This is a genomic window from Vibrio sp. Y20_XG_PY13, assembly GCF_024181925.1.
GTDB classification, from domain to species: Bacteria; Pseudomonadota; Gammaproteobacteria; order Enterobacterales; family Vibrionaceae; genus Vibrio; species Vibrio parahaemolyticus.
In genome coordinates this window covers 297073-313682 of record NZ_JAMZAL010000003.1, presented here as the reverse complement: position 1 = coordinate 313682, position 16610 = coordinate 297073, and the positions used below count along the sequence as shown (strand labels likewise).

The following is a 16610-nucleotide window of genomic DNA, read 5'->3' as shown; positions in this document are numbered from 1 at the left end:
AAAAGCCACTTAATGTGGCTTTTTTTGATCATGCAAAATAGACAGCAGCAAGTCAGGTGCTTGCACGACTTTGGTCTTGGTAAGGAAATCATGCAACAAACGTCGCTCTGGATGAAAAACAAGCAGCACAAGGTTCACCAACGGAACGCCAGGAATAAACATTTCGAGTAGATAGCTGATGCCAAGCCGGATGGAAACTGTCACTTTGGTCGCGGCACGACCATTTTTCATCACCACTTTGATACCAACAAAACGCATGCCGATGGTTTGCCCTTCCTTCAACCAATACCAGTTAATCACGAGAAGAATGGGAACAGTAAGGAGGTACACCGCGTGGGTGTCGTAAACAAGCGTAAAGTTTTCTTGCAGGGATAAACGGAAGTCATAGAGCCAAAAATTGATACCCAACGCGATAACAACGACAACGCTAATGACGACGAACAGATCAACGAAACCGCCTATAAGCCGCTGCATTTTGCTCGCAATTGAAGAGTACATATAACCACCTACAACAACAGTGAACGCAGTCTAGGCATTGTTGTATATGTGCTCAATTGATAAGTCTATAAATTCGTATCATGTCTCAAAAGTGATTTTTAATTTACACCGATATAACTTAGTTATCTCGGTTTCAGCGATGGGTGGATACTTACCAATAACGCTCATAGATAACGTGACCGCCTGTTCGAGTTCGATACTTTTCTAACCCTAGCCCTTGCAGCACAGGCAAGGTATCTTTAATCATCTCTGGGTTACCACACAACATCACAAAGCTGCTTTGCGGAGAGAAAGGCACATCCACTTTATTGGCAAGCTCACCAGAAGCAATCAATTCTGGGATTCGACCTTGCAGTTTTCCGAGTAACGATTCACGACTCACGATTGGCACGTACTTTAAGCGTCCTTCATATCGGAATTGAAGATGCTCAATCAGGTATTTGTAGACCAAATCTTTTTCGTAGCGAACACCATGCACCAGCACGATACGATCATTGTGAGGAAGCAGGTTAATGTCATCCAGCAAAGATAAAAACGGGCCAATACCAGTCCCCGTCGAAAGCAACCATAGATCACTCGCTTGCTTAGGAATGGTGTCGTGAATGAGATCGCCATGCGCGGTTTCACCCACATAAATCGGGTCACCCGCTTTTAGCTTTTGCAACCTTGGAGAAAGTTGCCCTTGAGGATCTGCCACAATGAGGAATTCGAGCCACTCGTGTTGCTCGCTTGGCGCATTAACCACAGAGTAAGCACGGCTGATAGGCTTGCCCTCATCATCGAGTAAAGCAAGCTTGGTGAACTGACCGGCTTTAAAGGTCAGAGGCGCGCCTGAGACCCTTAAACTGAACAGCTCGCCAGTCCAGTCAATGCGTTTTTCCACCTTGGCTAGATTGAAACCTTTCAGCTCAGTCATAAGACACCTCCTATTTGGTTACTCTTAGTTAAACTTACGCCTTCAACTCGATTATGTAAAGTTTCTAGTTTACATAATAAGATTGCCATTTCATTTCACATTTTAAAAACAATTTTATTACATATTAAATGATTACATCTAGAATAAATGCTCAAAGTGATAAGTCGCGTCGCAATTTGTGGCAATGCAGATGAAAAAGGAGCACTAAAAATGGACACACTGTTAAAGGACTTTCCCGTTATCACAGAGATCAAAGTCGCATGGGGTGAAATGGATGCTCTGCAACACGTCAATAACGTGGTCTATTTCCGCTACTTTGAGACGGCGCGTTTAGATTACTTCAACAAAATTAATCTGCTGGTCGACCTGCAAACCTCGCAAATTGGGCCAGTACTCAGCGAGACGCAATGTCGCTACAAACTGCCTGTCACTTACCCAGACACGTTGCTGGTCGGCTCGCGCGTGATCGACATGCAAGAAGACCGCATCACTATGGAATATCAAGTATTGAGTAAAAAATGGGGCAAGATTACGACGGTCTCAACCGCGACAGGCGTGATGTTCAATTTTAAAAATAACGAGAAAGCGGCCATTCCTGACCATGTGCGCCAATCCATTCTTGAGTTAGAAAGCACGGTTGGCAGTACGCATCATTTGGAATAAATCGGCAGCGGACAGTAAAAAGTCAGCGAAGAAACAAGTAAGTAAGAAACAAACAAAAAGGTGGCTCATGGCCACCTTTTTTGATTCGGATTTTTTAGCTGAAAGCGTAACGCTTAGCAAAACGTCTCGATATACAGCGCTTCGACTTTGTCTCGTGCCCATTGCGTTTTACGCAAAAACTTCAGAGAAGATTTGATCGACGGATCTTTCTTAAAACAGTTCACTCGAACGCGCTCATACAGGCCATTCCAACCAAAGTGTTCAACTAGTCGGGTGACGATTTTTTCTAAACTCAACCCATGCAGAGGGTTATTCGGCTGTTCGTTGCTCATGTTGTTGATCCAGTAACGATGTAAGTGGCGGGCTAATCTAACTCAAAGTGACCACTTAACCTAATGTTTTCACCTTCAAAGGCGTTTAGCTTGAATTACTTTGCTCATCTCCCCTATAGTAGCTCAAACTTCACAAACATCCTTTTCACGATGAAAGCCCTCAACGACCTCAATATTTTTGTCGAAACCGCGCGCCAAGGCAGCTTTTCAAAAGCCGCTAACAGCATGGACATGACACCTGCCGCCATTAGCGCATCGATTAAGCGTCTTGAAGGGCAAATCGGTTTCCCGCTGTTTGTGCGTTCTACCCGAAGCCTGCGTTTAACCTCAGAGGGCGAACTGTTTTTAGACAAAACCACGCAAGCGTTGGCAACATTGCAAGAGGGGTTGGATCAGATCTCAAGTGCGCGTGGCGAGTTATCTGGTCAACTGCACATTACTGCGCCCTCCGATTTTGGTCGCAATATGTTGCTCGATTGGGTGGATGAGTTCATCGATCTCTACCCAAATGTTTCCATAAAACTAGAGCTGTCCGATAGCTTGACGGATATGTACACCAAGCCTGTCGATATTGCGATTCGCTACGGCGAGCCGGCCGACTCCAATCTGGTCGTGTTGGCTTTGTGTGGGGCAAACGAGCGGATCTTATGTGCATCGCCAGAGTACGTAGCTACACATCCAGAACTCACCTCTCCTGCCGATTTAACGCAACACAACTGTTTGTGCTATATGGTCGCGGATTCGGTCTACAACAAATGGACGCTCACGCGTGACGGTGAGAAAGAACAAGTCGTGGTCAGCGGTAACTTGATGAGCAACGATAGTGACTTGCCACATCGGTTAGCGATCAAAGGCAAAGGCATTGCGAATAAATCGTTGATGGACATCAGCCGAGACTTAATCGAGGGAAGATTGGTGCGAGTGCTACCAGAGTGGGATTGCGGCCCAGTGCCACTCTATATGGTGTGTGCCGATCGTCGCTTACTGACGCCAACGATTCGGACTTTCCGCGACTTTATCCAACAAAAATGCTGCCAACAACGCGCCAACGTGCTGGCAACCTTCTGTCATTAGGCGATAAATCGAAGAGGACGAATCTGGGTATATTCAACCCAATCGTTCTCTTCTAATGTTTCAAGAAACGTCGACATGTGCGGGCTTTGCAAATGCTTATCCAAGGCCTCTTGCGATGCCCAAATCTCTTGGAACATAAATAGGCCATCAACTTTTTCGTCGAGATACAACTCGTATTGGCAACAGCCTTCTTCTTGACGAGTTGGCTCTAGTAAACCAGCAAGCAAATTCACCACCTGATCCTTACTATCTGGATAGGCTTTCACTTCTGCAACTAAGTGGATCATCGTTTTATCACTCTTTTGCGATTTATATATTGATTACAGGGTTCTACGTCACCTGTAAGTAAGCTCGAATTAGATCTCGGTGAATACGGTTTCTGCGTCCCAGCGAGACTTTGGCGTTTTCGCGTTGAAGTCATCTTCCGCGTGGTAGCCCAGCGGCACGATCACAACGCTGGTGTAACCTTTTTCACGCAAGCCAAATTCTTCATCCAGCACTTTGGGATCAAACCCTTCAATTGGCACTGCATCAATTTCTAGCGTCGAAGCTCCCAGCAGCAACGTACCCACGTTGAGGTAAACTTGTTTCTCCATCCAATGGTTCGCATCTTTCAGATCAAAACGGTGCATGTTTACAAAGTAGCTACGACCACCGCGCACAGCCGCTTTCGCTTCTTCAGTTGGGAATCGACCATCTTTTTCTTCTTGCACCATTAGCGCTTCAATGTAGTCGTTATCGATGCCTGTTTTTGCACAAAACACCAATACGTGAGAAGCATTGAGAATCTTCGCCGCGTTAAACGCGTAGTTCTCTTGCGCCGCTTTAGCGATGCGCTGTTTGCCTTCTTCTGTACTTGCCAGAATGAAATGCCAAGGCTGGGAGTTCACACTCGATGGACTAAAACGAATCAGCTCTTTAACTGCGTCGATTTTTTCTTGAGGTAGCTTGCGCGTTGGGTCAAACACTTTCGTTGAGTAACGAGATTTTGCAGCTTGTACGATATCCATGAGGTTCTCCAATTAATGAACTTAAGCTGTGTAACAGCATAACCTCATGAGATAAAGGGAAAAACCGATTTCGATTAAAAACATTTTCAAAATAAATTTGAAAATAAAACGATAAGAAAGGCTTTGAGCGTTCTCACTGAACTTCTTCATCTTTTCAGCAATAATGCATGTTTGCTCGCAACCAAACTCAACTCATGCTGCCTCAAGATAACGTTATTACATCCTTTCTGTGCAAAAAGCTCGGTCACAATCACCTTCGAATTGCCGGCGAATATTGGCACATTGAGAAGTTGGTGGCCTTGCAATGCATGATGTTGAAAGAAGCGCCTAACCTCCAAGAAGGGCTGCTTTGGTGGAGTAAAAGTGTCTCATTATTCGACCGCCGTTTGTACGTCACATTGCAACATGGTGATGCCCAAATCCATCTGCAAGTCGAATGTAGAACGGCCGATATGCCAAATTGGGCGGAGTCGGTGTTTGGCTTGCTCAAAATGCAGTTGGAAATGCTTGAGCTAAGCGAATCAATACAGGTACAAGTTCACGCCAACAATCCACTCGCGGCCGATATTTTTCTAGAGGAAACGCGAGATTCTAAAACGAGTTCAAGCGTGTTTGAACTGGTGAAACATGTTTATTTGCTGCTTTCTCACCAGCCCATTGAGCAACCAGAATTGCTGAGTGTTTTGAACGCATTGTTCATCAAAAACAGCAATTACGCGCTCAAGTTAGAGCAAGCGGCAAGGCAACTGGGCGTCTCAAAACGCACCTTGCAACGTCGACTGCAAGAAAAGCAAATGAGCTACTCTCAATGCGTTGATTTCGCGAAAAGAAAGCAAGCACTCACTTTGCTTGCCGACACCCAACTCACGACGCAGCAAATCGCCTATCAACTTGGTTACGAAGAACCATCGAACTTTCACCGCACTTTTCGTCGTTGGTATCCGTTTTCACCCATGCAGTATCGCCAACAATGTTTGGATAACCGAACTCAACTAAATCAGCAACCGATCCGCTTGTACTACGCCAAAGCCAATACCTTCGACGATAACCACATCGACCAACCTGTCGGCAAAATCTGGATGGAAGTGGACAATATTGCGTTTGAAAAAGTGGTCTCGGTAGAATGCCGTGACCGTGATGGCGCATGGCGGCGCTACCCCGCCTTCTTCGAGCGTTTTTTAAGTCATGGCACCGAACTCTGGGCAACGACCGAACTTCCGGTGGCGCATCCCCTGACCTTTCGCCTGTGTTACGAAGTCGATGGGGAGCGTTACATTGAAAATAACCACCAGCGTGATTATGTAGTTTCTAAGGGGCTTTTAATTGGCGCAACAGAATATATTGTCCCGACTCGGCAACTTATTAACATTGGGGCGCAATATACGCTCTTTGTCGAACTGGCATGCCGACTTGAAAACGTTGCGAGGATAGACTGTTACGTCGATGATGACCCCACACCTCACGCAATGCGCTTGACCCAACACTCGCAATATTATGCTTGTTGGGTGCTGCAATTATCGCTCACTCAAACTGCAAAGCAGTGCCGTTTCCGCCTTTATGATGAATCCGACAACGAGCTCGCGAAAGAGCATTACCCGATACAATATCCTATTGTGCAACCGCTCAATTAAAACTGTCGGTCAGATCAAAACCATCACTTCGTGACATCATTTCACGTCTTTTTTGGCGTGAAATGACACTCTCAATTTCAAACCTTTGCTTTATCGTTTCTGCATTGCTGCATAACGGAGGCAAAAACTGTGTTTGAAACTCTACCTAACCCAATGAATAAAATAAAAATACTTCCTTTAGCGATCGCTCTTGCTCTTTCTGGCTGTGGAAGCGACGAAACCACACCAGTCGATACAGGCAGCCACGTGGCATCTCCTGATTGGCAAGATCAAATCATTTACTTCCTGATGATCGACCGTTTTAACGACGGCGACAGCGCTCTTAATGATCAAGGGCAAAACGAATTCGATCCGACTTCGGATAAAAAATTCAGCGGCGGCGACCTCGTTGGCGTGAGTGATAAGTTAAGCTACATCGAAGATCTCGGTGCCACATCGATCTGGATTACTCCGCCAGTTGCTAACCAATGGTGGGATGCAGAGCAAAACTACGGCGGCTACCACGGGTACTGGGCGCGCGATTTCCAAAAAGTGGATGAACACTTTGGTGACATGGAAAGCTACCAAGCGTTAGCACGCGAAGTGCATGCGCGTAACATGTTCTTAATTCAGGACATCGTGACCAACCATGTAGGCAACTTCTTCACCTACGATGATCCTTACAGTTATGATCCAAGCCTACCTTGCCAAGGCTTCCGTTTGATTGAAAATGCGCTACCCGCCGGGCAAGAACTGCCATACCCGCTCAACATGAACGAGTGTAAAACAGACGGCACAGGTAGTTACCACTGGACGCCAACCATCACCGACCACAACGATCCGGTACAAGAAAAAACCTGGCAGCTCTCTGATTTGGATGACCTTAATACGTCCGATCCTGAAGTACGCGCTTATCTAAAAGAGAGCTACCGAAAATGGATTCGCGAAGTCGGCGTCGACGGATTCCGTATCGATACGGTGAAGTTTGTTGAACACGATTTCTGGAACGACTTCCTACACGCCAACGATGGTGTGATGACGCAAGCGGTTGATACCGGTCGTGACAACTTCCTCACTTTTGGTGAAGTATTCGAAACATCGACGCCCTACCACACCGAAGGCGAAGAGAAGATGCTGACTTACATCGGTGAAAGTGGCTCACCGAAACAGCTAACCTCGGTACTGAACTTCCCATTGCAAGCGACCATGACGCGCGTATTTGCATCAGGGCAACCGACCGACTATTTGCGTTTCCGTCTTGAGAAAATGATGGAGATGTTCCCGAATCCATACATCATGCCGAACTTCATTGATAATCACGACATGCCGCGCTTTCTGTCGCAAGGTAGCGTGAATGACATGAAACAAGCACTGATCACCATGATGAGCGTACCGGGTATTCCTGTGATTTACCAAGGTACTGAACAGGCGATGTCAGCAGCGCGCGATGCGATGTTCGCCGGAGGGTATCGTGAAGATGGCAACTACGTAGACTCATTCGACCAAAACAGTGAGATATACTTGTTTATTCAAGAACTTGCCAAGCTACGCACTGAAAACAAAGTCATGACACGCGGCGAAATGAAAGTGATTGGCAGCGATAAAGCGGGCGCGGGCGTCTTCGCCTTTACCCGAACGTTGGATAACGACGAAGTCTTGGTTGTGATGAACACATCCAACTCGCCAATGTTGATGAACCAACTCGATGTAGAACAAGTTGGCGGCACCGTCTTCAAACAACAAATCATGTCGAACTGGGCAGAAGCTCCAGAACAGTTAGTCGCAGATGAAAATGGCCATGTGACGTTGGAGCTACCAGCCAAGTCTGCAGTGATTTACTCAAAAACAAGCAACAACCAATCTGTAGAGACCCCAGATCTCAACATCCAACTAGCGCAGGATTGGGAAGGACAAACCATCACTGGTGATATTGTTATCGCGGGTAGTGCGAACGCCAACGAGAAGTTGAACCTCGTCGTCGATGGTAACTTGGAAACAGCGCAAACCATTACTGTAGGTGCTGATGGTCAGTTTAGTGTCACGCTGTCGACTCGTCATTTTGCGATTGGCGAGCAACAGCACCGCTTCGCGATTTATTCCACCGAGAAAAAAGCAGGCATCGAGGACGTGAATTTTGTCTCGAACCTAAGCTGGTCAAACACGCCGGATGACACCATTGATGATGCAGGCGATGCACAAGACGGCATGGGCGGTCCTAACGGTAACTACTCGCTACCAACCGATCCAACATTCGACAAAGACAGCAGCCAACTCGCAATCAACAAAGCAGAAGTGTTTACCGTTGGCAGTAACGTACGCTTGACCTTCACCATGAACAAAATCACCGACACTTGGTTGCCACCAAACGGCTTCGACCACGTGGGTTTCACCATCTTTATTGATTTACCGGAAGAAGCCGCAACCAACTTGTCTGAGCTACCGAAGATCAACGCTTCTATGCCAAGCGGAACCTGGAGTCGCAATGCGGTTGTTTTTGGCTGGCAAAGCTCGATTTACAACACCAAAGGAGCAAATGCGACGACATGGGGAGAAGCCGTAACGCCAGCACCAACAGTGACAGTAGACAAAGCCAACAACACCATTTCAATGGACTTTGCTAGCGATGCACTAGGCCGCCCAGATTCGCTCGATGGTATCCGCTTCTATGTCACGACTTGGGACTTAGACGGCCTTTCGGCAACTTACCGTCCGCTAGAACAAGACAAAGGCCCTTGGAACTTCTCCGGTGGCGCATCGGATGAAAGTAAGATTTGGGACGATTTACCAATCATCACCTTGTCGGAATAAACCGTTAAATAAAACACCGCCCAGCGTTTAGCTGGGCGGCCATCAACAAAAAAATGCAGAAAGACACTTCTGCTCGTTTTTATTCTAGTTAAAGAACGATTTCACCCACAGCACCAGACTGTCCCAAAGCTGACCGAACCACGAGCCCTCTTCTACCGCTTGGCTGCTGACCAAGGGATAACTCGCCACGGTACTGTCATCGCTTTTCCAAACGACCTTACCAATCTCATCTCCTTGCGCGATCGGCGCAATCAACGGTTCATTTAGCACCACACTCTTATCAAGCCCAGCCGTCATTGAACGAGGCAGAGTGAGATAGGCATCTTTAGCGAAGATCGCTTCGACTTGATTGGCATTTCCCTTCCAAACGCGAACTTTAGACTCAACTTGGCCCTGCTTAGCAACTTGCTTGGTGTCATAAAAACGAAAACCATAGCTGAGTAGATTCTTCGATTGGCTGATCCGAGCCTGTTTACTTGGCGTGCCCATCACCACCGAAATAAGGCGCATTCTTCCTTCTTTGGCCGAGCTCACCAAGCTGTATCCGGCATTGCTGGTGTAGCCGGTTTTGCCCCCGTCGACATCAATGGAATTGTCCCACAACAACTTATTGCGGTTGTACTGCGTAATGTCGTTCCACTTGAAGACTTTCTCACTGTATAGCGCGTACACATTAGGAACATCGCTGATGATCGACTGCATGAGTTTTGCCATATCGGTTGGTGAGGTTTGGATGCCATCACTATCAAGACCATGGGAGTTCACAAAATAGGTATCTTGCAGTCCTAATTTCTCCGCCCAACCATTCATCAAGGCGACAAAGCCGCGTTCACTGCCTGCAACATGCTCAGCCAGTGCAACGCACGCATCATTTCCTGATTGGATGATCACGCCGCGCATTAAGTTCGCAACACTAATTTCATCTTTCGGTTTGATGAACATTTTAGAAGAACCGGGAAACTTGGTCGACCACGCGTTTTCGCTCACGGTGACAACATCATCCCATTTCAAACGCCCCGCTTTGATTTCTTGTCCAACTACATAAGCGGTCATCAACTTGGTTAAACTCGCCGGAGCAAGGCCTGCTCGCCCGTTATGCTCGGCAATAATGGCACCGGATTGAAAGTCCATTAATACGTAGCCTTTTGCCTGTAACTGAGGTGGGTTGGGCGTAACAACGGCAAAAGTAGGTACGCTTATTAAACAAGTCACAATTGTCCATCGAGCCAGTGACACTTTCATCCGACTTCCTCCATGCTCTTACTTTGTCGCAACTCTATTGAGCATAGCTCACTCAACCAGTTGCACCAGTCGCTAATCGTTTCATTTTCTTGAACTTACATTGATTTGACCCAGGTATAGAACTGAAGAGACGATTGGGAAATAGCATTGGTTCTTCATGCCATTCGCAGTAAAGTAGCGCTACCCCTCAATAAGGAAATAAAGATAACAATGAACGCTCAATCATTTATCGACGCAGGATTGCATTACACTCCCCACAGCTTTACCGTTCCTCTGGATTACCAAGACGCGAGTAAAGGCACCATTGAAGTCTTCGCCCGTGCGGTTTGCCTAGTCGGCGATGAAGAATCGACCAAACCTTGGTTGGTTTACTTTCAGGGCGGGCCGGGCTTTCCCTCTCCGCGTCAAAACGGCAATAGCGGCTGGGTAAAGCGCGCGCTGCAAGAGTACCGAGTTTTGCTTCTCGACCAGCGCGGTACGGGCAACAGCAGCGTAATTAATCATCAGACGCTTGCTCACCTCACGCCAGAGCAACAAGCAGACTACTTGAGCCACTTCCGAGCGGATAACATCGTGCGCGACGCGGAATACATTCGTGAGCAATTTGGCGTCGAAAAATGGGCGATCTTAGGTCAAAGCTTTGGTGGTTTTTGTTCCCTCACCTATTTGTCTTTGTTCCCAGACAGCTTGCTGCAAAGCTACATCACGGGTGGCGTGCCATCAGTCTCGCGTCATGCCGACGATGTGTATGAAGCCACCTTCAAACGCACCATGGAGAAAAACCAAGCGTTCTTCCAACAATTTCCAAGTGCGCAACAACTTTGCCAAAACATTGCGAATCACTTGCTGGAAAATGAAGAGTGCCTACCAAATGGTCAACGCTTCACGGTGGAGCAATTTCAACAAATCGGCATCAACTTTGGTGTGAGTGATACTTTCTTGCCGACTTACTATTGGCTAGAAAGCGCGTTGATTGAAGTGGACGGCAAACCACAACTTCGCTATGAGTTCTTGAACGATATGTTGGCGCAGCAAAACTTCCAAACCAACCCGATCTACGCCATTTTGCATGAATCGATTTACTGCCAAGGCTTTGCGTCGAGTTGGAGTGCGCACCGTGTTCGCCAAACCCGACCAGAGTTTAATTATGAACCTGGCCAGCCGTTTTACTTTACGGGGGAAATGGTCTTCCCGTGGATGTTCGACCAATACGTCAACCTTAAACCACTAAAAGACGCCGCAGAAATATTGGCCGCGAAAGAAGATTGGGCTGCGCTGTACGATCAAACTCAACTGGCTCAAAATAAAGTGCCTGTCAGTTGCGCCGTTTACGCCGATGATATGTTTGTTGAAATGGATATCAGCCGAGAGACGCTCGCGTTAATCCCAAATTCAAAAGCGTGGATCACCAACGAGTACGAGCACAACGGTTTACGTGCGGACGGTGAACGCATTCTCGACAGACTCATTGCCATGGGTAAACAGACCGCAGCTACGTTGAAGTAAGCACGGCAGACGTTAGAAATGCGCCTTTTCAGTATTTGGTGAAAAGGCGTTTATAGCGGCTTATGAACTATGGCGATCAGTCTTTCACTCTTTTGCTCATCATTTTGGTCATCACGCGATAACCCATCTTATGATAGAAATCTTCACCTTCATGATTAAACGATGCGACGGTTAAACCAATTTCTTCAATACCTTGATTGCACAAATCGCTTTCGATTTTATCCATGAGCGACAAGCCTATTCCTAAGTTACGATGACTTTCCGAGACCACCAACTCGTTAACGAAGCCAACGCGCTTTGCAACAGAAACCATCGAGTCAATATCTCGAACGGTACCAGAGATAAATCCAACGACTTGTCGATGTGAGCAAGCGATAAAGGCGATCATGCTGTCATCGAAATACTTGTCAAAGACGCCACGTTCTTCCCTTAGCTGCGCCATTTCCTCGGGTGATCGGTAGAAGTTAGGCTCGGCTTCATAGTGAGAGGTATCGAGCTCTACCAACAATCCTTTGAGTAAAGGGATATCTTCTTCTCTCAGCCTTCTGATGTGAAACTGCTGCATGTCCTTTTCCTGCTAACTGATGGTTTTATTGTCATTTTGGCTTTCGCTCATCACCTATTTAGGTAGAAATATAAAGCCTAGCCACAGTACAAATTTCAACCAACCATGTCGAGTTTGATTTCCCTTTCCTCCTTTTGTTTTTGCCAAGAGTTTGAACACATACCGGATTTGTCTCGCTGCCGAGCGCTTTGCCATCCAGCATCGCCTCTCTTCTGACAAGAATATCCGTAAATTTTGTCCGTATTTCCGACTAATTTACTCAGGTATACTCCGAGCCGCTAAAATTTAAAGGTCATCGACCACCTGTTTTTATAAAGGAAATCTCATGAGTCAGTATGTAGTCTGTGCGCTGTACAAGTTTGTGGAGCTGAATAACTATCAAGAGCTACGCGAGCCATTACTTGCGTTGATGGAAAAACACCATATTCGCGGCACGTTACTGCTGGCTGGGGAAGGTATTAATGGTACGGTCGCCTCTGACCGCGCGGGTATTGATACGCTGCTTGAGTGGCTAAATACTGAGCCTCGTTTAACGGGCACGGTCTACAAAGAATCTTACTCTGAAACGCAACCATTCAACCGCACCAAAGTGAAGCTGAAAAAAGAGATCGTGACATTGGGTGTTGAAGGCATCGACCCTCGCCATGTGGTGGGTACGTATGTGAAACCTCAAGATTGGAACGATTTGATCGCCGATCCAGAAGTGTTTGTGGTGGATACTCGCAACGATTACGAAATCGAAATCGGCACCTTCAAAGGGGCTGTAAACCCAAATACTGAAACGTTCCGAGAGTTCCCAGACTATGTGAAAGAAAACATGGATCCGGCAAAGCACAAGAAAGTTGCGATGTTCTGTACAGGTGGTATCCGCTGCGAAAAATCAACCGCTTACATGAAAGAGCAAGGCTTTGAGGAAGTTTACCACCTAGAAGGCGGCATTCTTAAATACCTCGAAGAAGTACCACAAGAAGAGAGCATGTGGGAAGGCGATTGTTACGTGTTTGACGGTCGTGTGGCTGTCAACCACCAGCTTGAGAAAGCCGATTACGATTTGTGTAACGCTTGTCGATTACCGATCACAGAAGAAGACAAGCAGTCTGAATTGTTTGAGCAAGGCGTGAGCTGCCCGAAATGTCACGGCAAACATTCAGAAGAGCAAGTTGCGCGATTCCGCGAGCGCGAAAAGCAAGTTTCATTAGCCGATCAACGAGGCGAGCAGCACGTTGGTGGTGAAAGTGCTAAGCAACGTGCGCAGCGACGCGAAGCAAAGCTAGCGAAAAAAGCAGCTCAACGTAAACAAGCTTAAGTGACTCAATAGGCTTTCGGCGGGTCGTAACCCATACGACTCGCCCTCTTTTTTTACAATCACTATTTATTCACTCTCCCACTAACATTCAAGCAAAACATTTACGTTTCAAATCGAACTCGACAACAGTAAACACACCTAAAAAACCTCACCAAGAGCACAGTCGCACTTAGCCCTGAGCACTCCCCCCTCATCAGTGTTAGCAGCAAAACAAACTCAAAAACCATACCAATAGAATGCCCAGAGTTTCATTCATAAAATCAATCAAAAATACCTAAAAACAAATATTTTCAGATAGTTAAATTGCATACAATTACAAAGGTCATTCGTTTATTTAGCAAATAGATATTAAATTGCGAGAACGATTCCACAAGGGGATGAATTATTTTTATTTGCGCAGATTCATACGCTACATTCCGAGTGCTCAATCACATTTCGGCAAACCATTCGAAAGGATGGGACGCAAAGCTTCCGGTCTCCCAGCACTGCTTAACTAGTCAACACTAGTGCTTAAGATAGCGGGGTTGCCACTTTCTATCTGTATCTAATGAGTTCCAATCAGATGCGGACGAGAGTGCTCTGCATGCGCCGAGTTGTGGCATTCATTTGTCAGCCAAACAAGAGGACGTGTAATGAAATCATTCCCTAATAAATCGCTCGTTGCCCTTGCTATCGCAAGCATGAGCTCTGGTGTCTTAGCACACGGTTACGTATCGGAATCCAACGATGGCGTCGCAGCAAGTCGTGCAGCGCTGTGTAAGTACCCAACACCCGATACCAATGAAAGAAACACTAACTGTGGCGCAATTCAATATGAACCACAAAGCGTGGAAGGCCCAGATGGCTTCCCAGAGACAGGCCCTCGCGACGGGAAAATTGCCAGCGCAGAAACGGCTCTAGCAGCTGCACTAGACGAACAAACCGCCGACCGCTGGGTAAAACGTCCGATAAAATCTGGTACACAAACGTTTGAATGGACTTTTACAGCAAACCACGTGACTCGTGATTGGAAATACTACATCACAAAACCGAATTGGAACCCGAACGCTTCATTGTCACGCGACTCGTTCGATCTCAACCCTTTCTGTGTAGTTGACGGCAATATGGTTCAACCACCAAAACAGATGAGCCACCAATGTAACGTGCCTGAACGCGAAGGGTACCATGTCATCCTTGCGGTATGGGATGTGGGTGATACCGCAGCATCATTCTACAACGTTATAGATGTCAAATTTGATGGTGACGACCCTGTGATTCCTGAGTGGACTCAAGGTGGCCAAATCATCCCTACTATGAATCTAAAGGTTGGCGATTCGGTTTACACCCGCGTGTTTGATCAATCTGGAGAGAACGTTGCATACCGCACTGAACTAGCAATTAGTAACGACGCACTCACTCAAGCGAAAAACTGGTCTTACGCCTTGGCGAGTAAAGTCAACCAAGAGCAAACTAAGCTTCAAGCTGGTCAATATTCGGAAGACAAGTTCACGCCAGTGTACGGCACGAACCCAATTTACCTGCAATCAAACAGTGGCCTTGAGCGTGTTGAAATTGGCTACAATATTGAAACGCCAGTACCTGACTATTCACTCACGGTTGATGGTCTTGCCAGTGAGTACATAATTGCTACAGAACCAACCGCTTTAGACCTCACTCTTACCGCAGAGGGCGACTTAACCGCCGAGTTAACGGTTTACAATCATCATCGCGAACCACTAGCAAGTTGGACGGGTTCAGTTCAAGATGGTGCAAGCGAACAAGTAGAACTCACGCTGAGCAAATCAGAACCGGGGCACCACATGTTAGTGACCCGCATTAAAGATACCGATGGCAACCTTGTCGATCAGCAAACTCTGGATTTCCATCTAAAAAGTGAGGAAGTCACCCCACCACCATCAGGCGAATACGACTTTGTATTCCCAGAGGGGCTTTCTAGCTACACAGCAGGTACAAAAGTGTTAGCAAGCGACGGCGCGATTTATCAATGTAAACCATTCCCTTACTCTGGCTACTGCGTACAGTGGAGTGAGAGTGCAACACAATTTGAGCCAGCGACAGGCTCACACTGGGAAATGGCTTGGGATAAACTGAACTAATCTCGCAGACGATATACGTAAAGAACCCCGCCAATCGCGGGGTTCTTTTTACTTTATCAATCACAGCGAGTTAAAGACAAAAGTGGCAGTTTTCTCGACTTAAACCATAACCACCAGACAGATTGGTGATATGAGTTCTGCCTTCTTGAAGCCCCATTTCATACCCTTCGAGTAGAACGGATTGGCGCATCGACAAGCGTTGCACATGAAATTCATCCGGCGGCGCAATCACTCTCACGCGGGTTCCTTGTGGTGGATTGCGGATAAATTCCAAGGACTCATTGTAGTTCTCTGAACGATGCAACATCGCTTCTGCCATTTTAGGATGTTCAGCAAACAACTTGTTCATTAACCAAGTATTTTTTACTGGTTTTTTGGCGTAATTCAGCGGGTGCGATAGCACAACCGTGATGTCTCGCGCTCCTCTTCGGTAAGCTTCTCGAACCGGAATAGAATCCGCCACACCACCATCGGTATAACAACCACCAGAAAAACACGGAGTATGTTTGTAAGCAATCGGCAATGCTGTTGTCGCTTCTATCGCATGATGGAAATTTTCTCGCGTCACTCGATAGTAGTCCGCTTTACCTGTGTCCACATTCGTGGTGGCCGCAAAAAAAGGAATGCCTTCAAAAAGCTTTTTCTCATCGACGGGATACAAACGGTTAGACTCTTCAAACAGCCATTTTACATCAATCAAATCGCCACCTTTGAGGAAACGGGTCGGGTCGAAAAAGCGCTTGCTGGTCGCGAGCTTTGTAATCACATTTATACTGCGGTGCGGGTAATCGGTCAGATAACCAATCAAATTAGATGCGCCTGCCGACACACCAATCGCGAAATCAAATGGCTTATAATCTCGCTCTAGAAATGCGTCTAACACGCCACTGGCAAAGACGCCGCGCATCGCTCCACCTTCCACTACAATTGCTTTCGTTGCCATGTTTCCCCCATTAATTTCTCGGAAAAGAGTAATGAAATTCG

Annotated in this window: 15 protein-coding genes and 1 riboswitch; of the genes, 7 read left to right on the top strand and 8 right to left on the bottom strand. The window is 46.8% G+C overall.

The window, feature by feature from the left end:
• Window positions 1-9: 9 nt before the first annotated feature.
• A complete protein-coding gene (locus NL646_RS10345; RefSeq protein ID WP_005462711.1) occupies window positions 10-498 on the bottom strand; it encodes an RDD family protein in 489 nt (162 codons plus the stop codon).
• Between the two features lie 151 nt (window positions 499-649).
• Window positions 650-1414 (bottom strand): ferredoxin--NADP reductase, encoded by a 765-nt coding sequence (locus NL646_RS10340; RefSeq protein ID WP_029841643.1) that lies wholly within the window; start codon window positions 1412-1414, stop codon window positions 650-652.
• 210 nt (window positions 1415-1624) lie between these two features.
• Between NL646_RS10340 and NL646_RS10335 the strand changes: the two genes are divergently transcribed.
• A complete protein-coding gene (locus tag NL646_RS10335; RefSeq protein WP_021452932.1) occupies window positions 1625-2077 on the top strand; it encodes a thioesterase family protein in 453 nt (150 codons plus the stop codon).
• Window positions 2078-2190: 113 nt separating this feature from the next.
• Here NL646_RS10335 and NL646_RS10330 read toward each other — a convergent pair whose 3' ends face one another.
• Window positions 2191-2409, bottom strand: a complete 219-nt coding sequence (locus NL646_RS10330; RefSeq protein WP_005396617.1) for a VF530 family DNA-binding protein — start codon at window positions 2407-2409, stop codon at window positions 2191-2193.
• Between the two features lie 150 nt (window positions 2410-2559).
• On the opposite strand from NL646_RS10330, the gene NL646_RS10325 reads away from it, so the two are divergent.
• A complete protein-coding gene (locus tag NL646_RS10325; protein WP_020838235.1) occupies window positions 2560-3483 on the top strand; it encodes a LysR family transcriptional regulator in 924 nt (307 codons plus the stop codon).
• Here NL646_RS10325 and NL646_RS10320 read toward each other — a convergent pair.
• Together NL646_RS10320 and NL646_RS10315 are read right to left on the bottom strand one after the other, a co-directional pair.
• The gene (locus NL646_RS10320; protein WP_005484222.1) at window positions 3480-3770 is read right to left on the bottom strand and encodes a putative quinol monooxygenase; all 291 of its coding nucleotides are present in this window, start codon (window positions 3768-3770) and stop codon (window positions 3480-3482) included. The two genes, NL646_RS10325 and NL646_RS10320, sit on opposite strands and share 4 nt — an antisense overlap.
• Window positions 3771-3839: 69 nt before the next feature.
• Window positions 3840-4493 (bottom strand): oxygen-insensitive NAD(P)H-dependent nitroreductase NfsB, encoded by a 654-nt coding sequence (locus NL646_RS10315; RefSeq protein ID WP_005374924.1) that lies wholly within the window; start codon window positions 4491-4493, stop codon window positions 3840-3842.
• A gap of 167 nt (window positions 4494-4660) precedes the next feature.
• Between NL646_RS10315 and NL646_RS10310 the strand changes: the two genes are divergently transcribed.
• Both NL646_RS10310 and NL646_RS10305 read left to right on the top strand, forming a co-directional pair.
• A complete protein-coding gene (locus tag NL646_RS10310) occupies window positions 4661-6124 on the top strand; it encodes an AraC family transcriptional regulator (protein ID WP_253664187.1) in 1464 nt (487 codons plus the stop codon).
• A 129-nt stretch (window positions 6125-6253) separates the two neighbouring features.
• Window positions 6254-8911 carry an alpha-amylase family glycosyl hydrolase gene (locus tag NL646_RS10305; RefSeq protein ID WP_253664186.1) on the top strand — a complete coding sequence of 886 codons (2658 nt, stop codon included), beginning with the start codon at window positions 6254-6256 and terminating at the stop codon, window positions 8909-8911.
• A gap of 84 nt (window positions 8912-8995) precedes the next feature.
• Here the strand turns inward: NL646_RS10305 and NL646_RS10300 are convergent, their stop codons facing one another.
• Window positions 8996-10153, bottom strand: a complete 1158-nt coding sequence (locus NL646_RS10300; protein ID WP_253664185.1) for a D-alanyl-D-alanine carboxypeptidase family protein — start codon at window positions 10151-10153, stop codon at window positions 8996-8998.
• Window positions 10154-10363: 210 nt separating this feature from the next.
• Here NL646_RS10300 and NL646_RS10295 point away from each other — a divergent pair, with 210 nt between their 5' ends.
• Window positions 10364-11659 (top strand): alpha/beta fold hydrolase, encoded by a 1296-nt coding sequence (locus NL646_RS10295; RefSeq protein ID WP_253664184.1) that lies wholly within the window; start codon window positions 10364-10366, stop codon window positions 11657-11659.
• 76 nt (window positions 11660-11735) lie between these two features.
• Here the strand turns inward: NL646_RS10295 and NL646_RS10290 are convergent, their stop codons facing one another.
• Window positions 11736-12224 carry a GNAT family N-acetyltransferase gene (locus tag NL646_RS10290; protein WP_005462686.1) on the bottom strand — a complete coding sequence of 163 codons (489 nt, stop codon included), beginning with the start codon at window positions 12222-12224 and terminating at the stop codon, window positions 11736-11738.
• A gap of 325 nt (window positions 12225-12549) precedes the next feature.
• Here NL646_RS10290 and NL646_RS10285 point away from each other — a divergent pair, with 325 nt between their 5' ends.
• A complete protein-coding gene (locus NL646_RS10285) occupies window positions 12550-13530 on the top strand; it encodes a rhodanese-related sulfurtransferase (RefSeq protein WP_005484186.1) in 981 nt (326 codons plus the stop codon).
• A gap of 427 nt (window positions 13531-13957) precedes the next feature.
• Window positions 13958-14062: riboswitch (cyclic di-GMP riboswitch) on the top strand.
• 100 nt (window positions 14063-14162) lie between these two features.
• Window positions 14163-15626 (top strand): N-acetylglucosamine-binding protein GbpA, encoded by a 1464-nt coding sequence (gbpA, locus tag NL646_RS10280; RefSeq protein WP_253664183.1) that lies wholly within the window; start codon window positions 14163-14165, stop codon window positions 15624-15626.
• A gap of 70 nt (window positions 15627-15696) precedes the next feature.
• Here the strand turns inward: gbpA and NL646_RS10275 are convergent, their stop codons facing one another.
• Window positions 15697-16569: a patatin family protein gene (locus tag NL646_RS10275; protein WP_065779255.1), complete on the bottom strand. Its 873-nt coding sequence runs from the start codon at window positions 16567-16569 to the stop codon at window positions 15697-15699.
• Window positions 16570-16610: the final 41 nt, after the last annotated feature.

Excerpts from the sequence above, each read along its gene's own strand:
- NL646_RS10295 (WP_253664184.1), top strand. The coding sequence starts at position 10,364 with ATGAACGCTCAATCATTTATCGACGCAGGATTGCATTACACTCCCCAC.
- NL646_RS10330 (WP_005396617.1), bottom strand. The coding sequence starts at position 2,409 with ATGAGCAACGAACAGCCGAATAACCCTCTGCATGGGTTGAGTTTAGAA.
- NL646_RS10335 (WP_021452932.1), top strand. The coding sequence starts at position 1,625 with ATGGACACACTGTTAAAGGACTTTCCCGTTATCACAGAGATCAAAGTC.
- gbpA (WP_253664183.1), top strand. The coding sequence starts at position 14,163 with ATGAAATCATTCCCTAATAAATCGCTCGTTGCCCTTGCTATCGCAAGC.
- NL646_RS10340 (WP_029841643.1), bottom strand. The coding sequence starts at position 1,414 with ATGACTGAGCTGAAAGGTTTCAATCTAGCCAAGGTGGAAAAACGCATT.
- NL646_RS10320 (WP_005484222.1), bottom strand. The coding sequence starts at position 3,770 with ATGATCCACTTAGTTGCAGAAGTGAAAGCCTATCCAGATAGTAAGGAT.
- NL646_RS10345 (WP_005462711.1), bottom strand. The coding sequence starts at position 498 with ATGTACTCTTCAATTGCGAGCAAAATGCAGCGGCTTATAGGCGGTTTC.
- NL646_RS10300 (WP_253664185.1), bottom strand. The coding sequence starts at position 10,153 with ATGAAAGTGTCACTGGCTCGATGGACAATTGTGACTTGTTTAATAAGC.
- NL646_RS10290 (WP_005462686.1), bottom strand. The coding sequence starts at position 12,224 with ATGCAGCAGTTTCACATCAGAAGGCTGAGAGAAGAAGATATCCCTTTA.
- NL646_RS10315 (WP_005374924.1), bottom strand. The coding sequence starts at position 4,493 with ATGGATATCGTACAAGCTGCAAAATCTCGTTACTCAACGAAAGTGTTT.
- NL646_RS10310 (WP_253664187.1), top strand. The coding sequence starts at position 4,661 with ATGTTTGCTCGCAACCAAACTCAACTCATGCTGCCTCAAGATAACGTT.
- NL646_RS10325 (WP_020838235.1), top strand. The coding sequence starts at position 2,560 with ATGAAAGCCCTCAACGACCTCAATATTTTTGTCGAAACCGCGCGCCAA.
- NL646_RS10275 (WP_065779255.1), bottom strand. The coding sequence starts at position 16,569 with ATGGCAACGAAAGCAATTGTAGTGGAAGGTGGAGCGATGCGCGGCGTC.
- NL646_RS10285 (WP_005484186.1), top strand. The coding sequence starts at position 12,550 with ATGAGTCAGTATGTAGTCTGTGCGCTGTACAAGTTTGTGGAGCTGAAT.